The organism is Staphylococcus sp. B1(2026) (assembly GCF_058895785.1).
The window spans coordinates 1-10,779 of the sequence record NZ_JBZXTS010000043.1 but is presented as its reverse complement, the minus strand read 5'-3'; the positions used below and the strand labels follow the sequence as shown (position 1 = coordinate 10,779).

At 30.5% G+C, this 10,779-nt stretch carries 12 protein-coding genes; 1 reads left to right on the top strand and 11 read right to left on the bottom strand.

The window, feature by feature from the left end:
• Positions 1-24: 24 nt before the first annotated feature.
• The 6 genes from AC5EAH_RS06750 to AC5EAH_RS06725 all read right to left on the bottom strand — a co-directional run bounded on the left by AC5EAH_RS06750 (position 25) and on the right by AC5EAH_RS06725 (position 4,846).
• Positions 25-420, bottom strand: coding sequence for a hypothetical protein (locus tag AC5EAH_RS06750; RefSeq protein ID WP_493494014.1), 396 nt, complete (start codon positions 418-420; stop codon positions 25-27).
• On the bottom strand, positions 413-619 hold the full coding sequence (locus AC5EAH_RS06745) for a helix-turn-helix transcriptional regulator (RefSeq protein ID WP_493494013.1): 207 nt from the start codon (positions 617-619) through the stop codon (positions 413-415). The genes AC5EAH_RS06750 and AC5EAH_RS06745 overlap by 8 nt, the downstream gene beginning before the upstream one ends.
• A gap of 228 nt (positions 620-847) precedes the next feature.
• Complete coding sequence (locus AC5EAH_RS06740; RefSeq protein ID WP_493494012.1) at positions 848-1,327, bottom strand: glycosyltransferase; 480 nt, start codon at positions 1,325-1,327, stop codon at positions 848-850.
• Positions 1,324-1,782, bottom strand: coding sequence for a PssD/Cps14F family polysaccharide biosynthesis glycosyltransferase (gene pssD, locus AC5EAH_RS06735; RefSeq protein ID WP_493494011.1), 459 nt, complete (start codon positions 1,780-1,782; stop codon positions 1,324-1,326). The genes AC5EAH_RS06740 and pssD overlap by 4 nt, the downstream gene beginning before the upstream one ends.
• Positions 1,783-1,791: 9 nt before the next feature.
• Positions 1,792-3,354, bottom strand: a complete 1,563-nt coding sequence (locus tag AC5EAH_RS06730; RefSeq protein WP_493494010.1) for a peptide chain release factor 3 — start codon at positions 3,352-3,354, stop codon at positions 1,792-1,794.
• Positions 3,355-3,367: 13 nt separating this feature from the next.
• Positions 3,368-4,846: a UDP-N-acetylmuramoyl-L-alanyl-D-glutamate--2,6-diaminopimelate ligase gene (locus AC5EAH_RS06725; protein WP_493494009.1), complete on the bottom strand. Its 1,479-nt coding sequence runs from the start codon at positions 4,844-4,846 to the stop codon at positions 3,368-3,370.
• 177 nt (positions 4,847-5,023) lie between these two features.
• Here AC5EAH_RS06725 and AC5EAH_RS06720 point away from each other — a divergent pair, with 177 nt between their 5' ends.
• The gene (locus AC5EAH_RS06720) at positions 5,024-6,352 is read left to right on the top strand and encodes a polysaccharide deacetylase family protein (protein WP_493494008.1); all 1,329 of its coding nucleotides are present in this window, start codon (positions 5,024-5,026) and stop codon (positions 6,350-6,352) included.
• A gap of 46 nt (positions 6,353-6,398) precedes the next feature.
• On the opposite strand, the gene deoB is transcribed toward AC5EAH_RS06720, so the two are convergent.
• The 5 genes from deoB to rnz form a co-directional block, all read right to left on the bottom strand.
• Positions 6,399-7,583, bottom strand: coding sequence for a phosphopentomutase (deoB, locus tag AC5EAH_RS06715; protein ID WP_493494007.1), 1,185 nt, complete (start codon positions 7,581-7,583; stop codon positions 6,399-6,401).
• Positions 7,584-7,654: 71 nt separating this feature from the next.
• Positions 7,655-8,545 carry a tyrosine-type recombinase/integrase gene (locus AC5EAH_RS06710; protein WP_493494006.1) on the bottom strand — a complete coding sequence of 297 codons (891 nt, stop codon included), beginning with the start codon at positions 8,543-8,545 and terminating at the stop codon, positions 7,655-7,657.
• A 2-nt stretch (positions 8,546-8,547) separates the two neighbouring features.
• The gene (gene fur / locus AC5EAH_RS06705) at positions 8,548-9,009 is read right to left on the bottom strand and encodes a ferric iron uptake transcriptional regulator (RefSeq protein ID WP_493494005.1); all 462 of its coding nucleotides are present in this window, start codon (positions 9,007-9,009) and stop codon (positions 8,548-8,550) included.
• A 73-nt stretch (positions 9,010-9,082) separates the two neighbouring features.
• Positions 9,083-9,622 (bottom strand): NUDIX hydrolase, encoded by a 540-nt coding sequence (locus tag AC5EAH_RS06700; protein WP_493494004.1) that lies wholly within the window; start codon positions 9,620-9,622, stop codon positions 9,083-9,085.
• Between the two features lie 10 nt (positions 9,623-9,632).
• A complete protein-coding gene (gene rnz, locus AC5EAH_RS06695; protein WP_493494003.1) occupies positions 9,633-10,538 on the bottom strand; it encodes a ribonuclease Z in 906 nt (301 codons plus the stop codon).
• Between the last annotated feature and the right edge of the window lie 241 nt (positions 10,539-10,779).

The following is a 10,779-nucleotide window of genomic DNA, read 5'->3' as shown; positions in this document are numbered from 1 at the left end:
ATCAATCATTTGTCTTATTTTTTATTAATATTTTCTTTCGTAATAATGACGAATAAAATACATCATTATAGGTGATAATATAACAATACTACTTAGTAAAAATCCTGATAAATAGTTCTTCATTTCAAAACAAATAATAGCAATTAAACCCATAAAAAACATTAAAATATAAGATAAACACGCATTAACTTTATCTCTAATCATATGATTTCTCTCATCTTCAACACTAACTTGATAAGCATTTCTTTTATTATTCATCATTTGACGATGAAACAATTGAATAGATAAAAAAGAAAAGACACTAACTATTAAATAAGATAATATATTTTTTAAAATAGTATTAATTGGCAAGTGATAAATTAAAATTAATAGTCCAACAATTAAAGCATAATCTAAATAATTAATTTTCCGATTATTCATGCACTGTCTCCTCATAGATAAATATGTCTTCAATAGATAAATTAAAAAATCTTGAAATTTTAAAAGCAAGTAAAATAGATGGATTATATCTACCTTTTTCGAGAGAATTAACTGTTTGTCTGGAAACACCTAAACTGCTCGCTAATTCTTCTTGTGTTAAATACTGTTGTTTTCTTAAAGCTTCAATTTTATTTTTCACAAATAAATGACCTTCCTTCTAAAATGACAAGTTAACTTTACATTGATATTATAACTTTTCTTCTCGCTTTTGTAAAGTAGGTTTTACATTTTATTTTCAATATTTATATTATATAATTTGCGAAATCAAATAAAGACGCTAGGAAAAACTAATTATTTTTTTCTAACATATAAAAAAGTGGCTTAATACTAAAGATTCTCATCCCTTAGTATTAAGTCACTTTTATTATCAATGATGTTCCCATATATTCAATTGCTCTAAGATACTGCTTTCAATTTCTGAATACGGTTCAAATGTTGTTAATGTTTGTTGCTTAATATTATCTAATATTGTTAATAGCTCTTCATATTGACGTGCCACAAATAGATACCCTTCTTGTGATAATTTTTCAGCTAATTCTAATTGATGATTATCGACATGTTCTTGATATTGTGCTTCTCTTGGCACAACAATAATATTTTTATGTAATTTTAACATTTCAAAAATTGTACCTGCACCACCATGACATAAAATGATATCCGCACCTTTTACTAAAGCTTGATACTGCTGCTTATCATAAAACTGACGATAAACGACATTAGGTTGTGCTATTATGGGTGTGTAACCATATTGAATCACAATATCATGTGTTGTAGATAATTGCTCAGCGTAATTAATTAAACGTTGAAATGGCACTTCTTGTGTACCAACAATAACAAATATCCTCATAATAATTGCCCCTTATAAATTGCTTTAGGATAAACGGCTAACATTTCTGGCCATTGAACATAAAATTGATCTGCTATTTTGTACATTAATCGACCTGTTTTAGAAGGTGTATGAACTCTAGCAATTGACTCAATATAAATAATACGCTTACCTAATAATTTACCAAACAAACATAATGGAATGGTGTTATGCGCACCTGTTGAAATAATCACTTGTGGTTTTAATTTGATGACATAGTATAAACCTTTAGCTATATTAGCCATTAAAATTTTTAAATAAGATAATTTATTATTAAAATGCGTTCCCGCTGACAAATAGTAGACTGGATGTTTTAAATCAACCATTTGTTGGGGATGTTCGATGACATAATTCACATCATGATGGGCGGTCATATGTTGTAACTTTAATAGTTCTGTCAAATGTCCACCTTTTGATGAAGTTAAAAGAATTCGCATAGCTAACTCCTATAATAAACTATATAACTTAATATCTGGGTGTTTATCTGCAAACCAACGCATAGCAAAATCATTTTCAAATAAGAAAACAAGATTGTCGTAACGATCTTTCACTAACATGCTTCTTGCTGTACTCATACTATCTGTCACTTGATCTTCATTTTCAATCCAACGTGCTTGTTTGCTACCGATTGGCTCCATAATAACTTCTGTATTATATTCATTTTTCATACGATATTCAAAAACTTCAAACTGTAATTGCCCTACAGCACCTAAAATAATTTGATTAGTATGTAATGTTTTATAATATTGAATGGCACCTTCTTGTACTAATTGCTCGATACCTTTATGAAAATGTTTTTGTTTTAAAACATTTTTAGCTGATACTTTAATAAATAATTCTGGTGTGAATTGAGGTAATTTTTCAAACTGAAATTTCTGATTATCACCTACTAATGTATCACCAATTTGATAGTTACCTGTGTCATATAAACCGATAATATCACCACTTACTGCATAATTGACTGTGGCCTTATCATCTGCCATAAAACTTGTTGAACGTGTAATTTTCATTTTTTTATTTGAACGTGTTAAATTAACGTCCATCCCTCTTTCGAAGGCACCTGATACAACACGCATAAAGGCAATTCTATCACGATGCTTCGGATCCATATTAGCTTGAATTTTAAAAATAAAACCAGAAAATGCTTCATCAAATGGGCTGATTTCTTCACCGTCTTCTGTTTTTCTACCTGAAGGTGAAGGTGCAAAATCAACATAAGCATTTAAGAAATTTTCCACCCCAAAATTGGCTAAAGCTGAACCGAAAAAGACTGGTGTTAAGTTACCGACTTTTAATGCCTCTTCATCGAATTCTGCACCTGCTTCGGAAACTAACATTAATTCTTCTTGTGCTTGTTTAAAAATAGCATCTTGTTCAATAGGGTGACCTTCTATAATATTATAATCTTCATCCAATTGTAAAATATGTTCTTCATCTCTAAAAGGTTCAATATATTTATCTTGGCGATCAATAATACCGAAAAATTCTTTACCCATACCAATCGGCCAATTCATCGGATATGTATCAATATTCAATGTTTGTTCAATTTCTTCTAATAATTCAAAAGGTTCTTTACCGACACGATCTAATTTATTGATAAAGGTAAAAATTGGAATGCCTCGCATTTTACAAACTTTAAATAATTTTAATGTTTGTGGCTCAATACCTTTAGCAGAGTCAATAACCATAACGGCACTATCCACTGCCATTAATGTACGATAAGTATCTTCTGAAAAATCTTCATGTCCAGGTGTATCTAAAATATTAATTTTTTTATGGTCATAATCAAATTGCATCACCGAAGAGGTAACTGAGATACCACGTTGTTGTTCTATTGCCATCCAATCCGATTTAGCAAATTTACCTGTTTTCTTACCTTTAACCGTTCCCGCTTCTCGAATTGCACCTCCAAATAATAATAATTTTTCAGTTAATGTTGTTTTCCCAGCATCTGGATGGGAAATAATTGCAAATGTTTTTCTTGATAATACTTCTTGTTCAAATGACATGATTGTCCTCTTTCTATAATTGATATTTTTGTTGAGCTAAATTTAATGCAATGACTGCATCATCATGCCACATAGATTGATAATTCGCTAATTTCTGTTCGTGTTCACGACCTTTAGAAGCTAAAATAATCGTATCACCAACTTGTGATAACTCAATGGCATGAGCAATCGCTTTAGCACGATCTTTAATTTCTATATAATTTTGATGTGGCATACCTTGACTCATAGCATCTGTTGATATATACCATGGTGTATCTATTGGATTATCACTAGTAAATATAACATAATCCGCTCTTGATGCTGCATTGGCCATATCTTCACCTTTTGATAAATCACGTCCACCTGCTAATCCTAATAATAAAATAACTTTACCTTGTTTTTTATAGGGTAAAACAGCAGATAAAAGCTTATCAACAGCATCTGGTGTATGTGCATAATCTAAAATTAAATTAATAGGTAAAGTTGTATCTAAATTTTCAACACGACCATCTATACTTGGTATATGTGAAATTTGTTTAATAATATCAACTAATGTAATGCCTTTGCACCATAATGTTGCCATAGCAGCAAGTGCATTAGCAACCATAAAATCACCAATAAACGGTAAAGTTACTAAATATTGACCTTCAGGACAATGTAAAGTGAATGTACTACCTTTTAACGAAGCTTGTATATCACGAGCATAAAAATCAGCTTGTGCATCTTTAATACTATAAGTTAACACTGGATGCGCACATGCTTCAATCATAAATGGTGCCCATTCATCATCTAAATTGATAATTCCAAATTTACGACGAGATAAATCTTGACCTAAACCAGAAAATAGTAACGATTTAGCATGTGCATAATTAGCCATCGTTTGATGAAAATCTAAATGGTCATGTGTTAAATTAGTAAAGACGGCAATATCAAAGTCAACACCTGATAAACGTCCTAAAACAAGTCCATGAGAGGAAACTTCAAAAGTAAAATGATGAATATCATGCTTTAATGCTGCGACTAAATTTTGTTGTGTCGTAATAATATCTGGTGTTGTATTTTCACCTTTAATATGTTGTTCATTAAAATAAATACCATTCGTACCTGATAAAGCTGAACCTTGATTTAATGCTCTTAACACATGATGAATCATTGTGGATACTGAAGTTTTACCATTAGTACCTGTAATACCCACTGTATTTAATTTTAATGATGGTGAATCATACAAAGCATTAGCTAAAATGATAGCGGCTACACTCGTATTTGGTACAGTTACAACAGCGACTTGTGATAAGTCTACTTCGACAGGTTGTGCTACAATTAATACTTTTGCACCTTTGGCAATAGCTTGATGAACAAAACGATGACTATCTACCGTATAGCCCTTTAATGCCACGAAAATTGAATTTGATGTGACAGCTCTTGAATCAAAATAAATATCATTTACTTGATCTGGTACATGGCCCGTTATCACTTTCGATATTAATTGATTAAGTAATCTTTGTGTATCCATGATTTCCCCTTTACGCATATGTTTTCTACAAATTGTCATATTATTATATCATACTAAGCTTTATTTTTAAAATACACATCCCCTTTTCAATAGCCATTACAATATAAATAACTTATTTTATGTTGCATTTATATTACGTTAGTTGTAATATAAATGTAAAGTACAAGGAGGTATCTCATGTTACAAAAATCACGAAAATCAAAATTTTATAGCACTTTAGCACTTCTCGTTAGTTTACTATTCATTTTATTAATTATTATATGGTATAAAATCGGGTCAACTGACTATCTTAAATTAGCACAAAAAAATGAAATAAAACAAGAACAAATATTAATTGATAATATTAAAATTATTGATACACAACTAAATTCAAACGATTATCATTATCACTTACAATATTTAAAAACTGGCCAACAACAAATTGATGATCAAGTTGCACATTTTTTAAATGAAGCTAAAGCATCTTATTTTAAAAATGTTAAAGACCAAGCCAGCCTAACAAGTGAAATTACCGTCTCTTCACTTGGACATCAACGATACCAACTATTATATACAATCAACAATCATGCAACAAACAATGTAGATTATTATAGCGTCATTTATGATACCGCTAAACAACAAGCCGTAAATTTTGTTGATTTATTTAACAAAGATACACAAGTCAATCAATATTTAACAACGACTTTATCTACTGCTGGTATTAGTACTGAAACATTTGATAAAGCATTAAAACACAATCCGAATCTATTTCATAATTTCTCTATTACACATGACGATCAACAAGATATCATTAATTTTTATTTTGCTACCAATACACTAGATAAATCAGCACAAAGTCTTAGTGTTGATTTATCATCAATGAAATCAACGATTCATTCATCTTACTGGAAGTCACTATTAAAAAATGATACCTCAATTAAATATATTGCATTAACTTTTGATGATGGACCGCATACAAAGGTAACGCCACAAATTTTAGATACTTTAAAACAATATCAAGTACCTGCAACTTTCTATATTATCGGTAAAAATGTAGCTGGACGTGAAGCAATTATCCAACGTGAAACTAAAGAAGGACATGAACAAGGTAATCATTCATGGGATCACCCACATTTAACACAAATTGATAAAACTAGTGCCTTAGCTGAAATTAATGATGCAACTCAAGCTATCAATCAGGCTGGTGGTCATGTTAAAAGTATTCGTCCACCTTACGGTGACATCAATGAAAATTTAGCACAACAATTTGATTACCCGTGTGTACTTTGGAATGTTGATACATTAGATTGGAAATCACGTAATGCAGATGCCATTTATAATGAAGTCGTTACAAATGTGCGAGCGGGATCAATCATTTTAATGCATGATATTCATCAAACAAGTGCTGATGCATTACCTAGAGTTATAGAATATCTACAAAAAGAAGGCTATCAATTCGTGACAGTTAGCGAACTCCTTGAATCAGAACAGTTAGAGAATAAAAAAGGTATTTTTAGACAACAATAAACAAAGCAGCTATGAAAAAACTAATTTTTTCATAGCTGCTTATTTATTATTTTAATTGTGATAAAATTGAGTGACCAAAAGGTGGTGCTGTTACATTAAAATTATCTGCAATTGTCGCACCAATATTGGCAAATGTATCACCTGTTGCTAATTCACTTGGCTGTGTAAATGCCTTACTATAAAACAAAGCCGGCACATATTCACGTGTATGATCAGTCCCTTTAAAAGTTGGATCATTACCATGATCAGCTGTAATTATTAATAGATCATCTTCCGTTAATTTTTCAACAACTTCTGTTAAACGAGCATCAAATGTTTCTAACGCTTCACCATAACCTTGAGGGTCTCGACGATGACCATAAACAGCATCAAAATCAACTAAATTTAAAAAACTTAAACCTGTGAATTGTTCATCTAATACAGCAATAAATTTATCCATTCCATCAACATTATCTTTCGTGCGACGTGTGTCGGTAACACCTTCACCATCATAGATATCATTAATTTTACCTAATGCAATCACATCATAGCCTGCATCTTTCAATTCATTCATTGTTGTGCGACCAAATGGTTTTAAAGCATAATCATGACGATTAGAAGTACGTACAAATTTACCTGGTTCACCTATGTATGGGCGAGCAATAACACGTCCAACGACATTATCCCCTTCTCTTGTTAAATCACGTACCGTTTGACATGCCGCATACAACTCTTCTAGTGGGATAACTTCTTCGTGTGCAGCAATTTGTAATACCGGGTCTGCTGATGTATAGACAATTAAATCCCCAGTTTCCATTTGATGCGGACCAAAATCATCTAAAACAGCTGTCCCACTATATGGTAAATTACAAACAATTTTGCGTCCTAATTTCTCTTCTAATAATTGAATAAAATCTGCTGGAAAACCTTCAGGATAAACTTTAAATGGTGTATCAATATTTAAGCCCATAATTTCCCAATGACCTGTCATCGTATCTTTACCTACAGAAGCTTCTGCAATTTTTCCATAATAAGCACTAGGTTGTTCGCTCGGCTGTACGCCTTCTAAAGTTGAAATATTACCTAATCCCATTTTAGCCATATTCGGTACATTTAAACCTTTCATGAATTCTGCAATATGACCTAAAGTGTGTGAACCTTCATCATCAAATTTTTTAGCATCAGGTGCTTCACCGATACCTACTGAATCCATGACAATTAAGTGAATACGTTTAAATTTTTTATAATTCATATTTATACCTCTTTTTTATTTATTGGCGCTACAAAAATATAACTTTATTATATCATCTTGTCACGCCATAGTTAATCATTCTTTGCTCTTGGATGATATTTAAAATAATTTTCTCTAATATTTTCATTATTATCTACTAAATATTGTTCTAAATGTCCTAAATTTTGATTACCTAATAATTGAATTACTGTTGCAATAGACGCACCATTTTGCAAAAGATGCACAGCTATAGATTGTCTTAGCTTTTGCGGTGTAATTGCTACATTAATATTCGCTTTAACTGCTAATTGCTTTAAAATTTTCCAAAAACCTTGACGACTCATTTTATTACCATGTGTATTCACAAATAAATAATCACAAGGTGCTTTAACTAAATAAGGACGCGCATCTAGTAAATATTGAGATATTTTATCATTAGTTACATTACTTAATGGTAATAATCTACGTTCACCTTGTTGATTGTGAATCATAATATAACCAACATCAACATTGACATCGTGTACTGTTAATTGAACTAATTCACTTACTTTAAGCCCTGTTGCATAAAGTAATTCTAACATTGCCATATTTCTTAAACCTAATTTCCCACGCGGTGTTAAATTAAGTAAATTTTGAATTTCTTCATAAGTTAATATTTCTTGTTTAATCACTTCATATTTTGGAATTTGTACATCACGACTCACGTCTTGTGTCACATAATGATTTAAAAGTAAATAATCATGAAAAGAACGAATTGAAGAAGCCATTCTGGCAATAGTTCTATTCGATTTACCTTCTTCTTGTAAAGTCGTAAAATAATTCATAATATGATGTCGCGAAATATGACTAACTTGTTGAATTGACAATTGATTAAGATATTTAAAATATTTTTCTAAATCACGTCGATAACTTTTAATTGTATTTTCGCTGGCAATGCGATCACTTATTAAATACTGTAAATATTGTGCAAGCATTTTATCCATATTTAGTTATCCTTATCTTTTAATTCAAGTTGTTGACATTTATAACATATACCATGAAATTTTACTGAATGATGACTAATATTAAATTGAAATCTTTGTTGAATAGTATTTTCTAAGTCAATGAGTAAATTGTCTTTCAATTCTTCAACATCGTTACAACGATCACAAATCAAATAATGTTGAAAATGTCTTGTAGCATCACTATTTAAATCATAACGTGCTACACCATCTCCAAAAGTAATTTTCTCAATAATTTTCAAATCAGAAAGTAATTCTAATGTACGATAAACTGTTGCTAAACCAATCTCTGGCGCTTTATCTTTAACGAGTAAATAAACATCTTCTGCACTTAATTGCTTTTTCTCATTTTCTATTAAAACAAGTACTGTGGCTTCACGCTGAGGTGTCAATTTATAAGCAGATGCATGTAATTTTTCTTTAATACTTGCTAATTTATCTTCCAAAACGCTACACCTCTTTTCATTTCTTACTGTTTTATAATAATTGTCACCTTGATATTTTGCAACTATAATGATACTAACTATAATTTGCAATTAAAAATTGTAAAGCAGTAATGGTTTTAAGATCTTTAAATTTTTGTTCTTTTAACATTTGTGGAATATCTGTTAAAGGTATTTTCACTAATTCAATAAATTCATCATCATCCATAGCAATTCTTTCAGTCATTAATTCAACATCAATAGCACAATAAAATCTTAATAATTCATTTGTAAAGCCTGGTGTTGTATAACCTTCATACATTTTTACTAATTGATCAGTTGTATAACCTGTTTCTTCTTGTAACTCTCGTAATGCTGCTGCTTCGGGTACTTCACCTTTTTCTAATTTACCTGCCGGTATTTCTAATAAAAATTCATCACATGTCACACGAAATTGTTCAACCAATAACACTTCTTTATCTTTTGTCAATGCGGCAATCGCAACGGCACCTTGATGTTTAATCATTTCACGATGACCGATTTGATTATTTGGCAATTCAACTTCTGCCACTTGTAAATGAACCACTTTACCTTGATAAATATCTTTTTGCGTTAATATTTTTTCTTGATATCTCATTGTTAACTCCTCATTCTTTCAACGTAAATTTACTAAAATCACTTGCAATTAAAATATCCTGCATTTGATAATTCACAATATCTTCTAATAAATAGCGACTACTAATATGTGTTGCAATAGTTTGCTTAACTTGTGCGGCTTGTGCCATTTCACTCAATTGTGGCAAAGTTGTATGAAAATAATTATAAGCTAAATGTGTATCTTCTTCAGATAAATAAGTCGCTTCATGAATAAAAATATCTGCATTTTTTGCTAATTCAATAGTTTGCGTTACTGCTCGTGAATCACCACAAATGGCAATAATTTTTCCAGCTTGTACTTCACCAACAAAATCTTGTGCATGATATATTTGACCTTGCCACTCAAAATCATGACCCTCTTTAATTTGTTTATATAATGGACCACTTGGAATACCTAAATGACGTAATTTTTCTGCATCTAATGCACCTGGTTTATTAGGTAAAGTAATACGGTAGCCAAAACTATCAATACCATGCTCTAATTTTTTAACTGCTACTTGATAGTTATCTTCAATAATTATACCATCATCTTCAAACTCAATGATATTTAAAGGATAATTTAATCTCGATTGTGACACAGTTAACACAGTTTCGATAATTTGTTTAATACCTTTTGGACCATACAAAGTTAAGGGTAAATCTTTACCGCCATGAAAAGATCGACTTGATAATAATCCAGGTAACCCAAAAATATGATCACCATGTAAATGTGTGATAAAAATTTTCGTTAATTTTGATAATTTAATTGAAGTTCTTAAAATTTGATGCTGTGTAGCTTCTCCACAATCAATTAACCATGTTTCTTTTAAACTTTGACTAAAATCTAAAAATATAGACTGTGTATTTCTCATAGTGGAAGGCAAGCCTGCACCTGTTCCTAAAAATATTATCTCCATTTATGTTCTTCTTTCTACTTTTGTTAATTTTCATTATACCATTTTTTAAAATTCTTTTGAAGAAAAGTTCTATTTTGTTTTAAATTACCAAAGTAAAACAACCTATCTTATCAGCTTTTCTCATGATTTCTAAAAAAATATTATTTTTTTCAAAAAAACTATTGCATTTAATTTTAAAATAGGTATAATAAATATTGTTCGCTAGAAGAACATACCATTCCACAGTAGCTCAGTTGGTAGA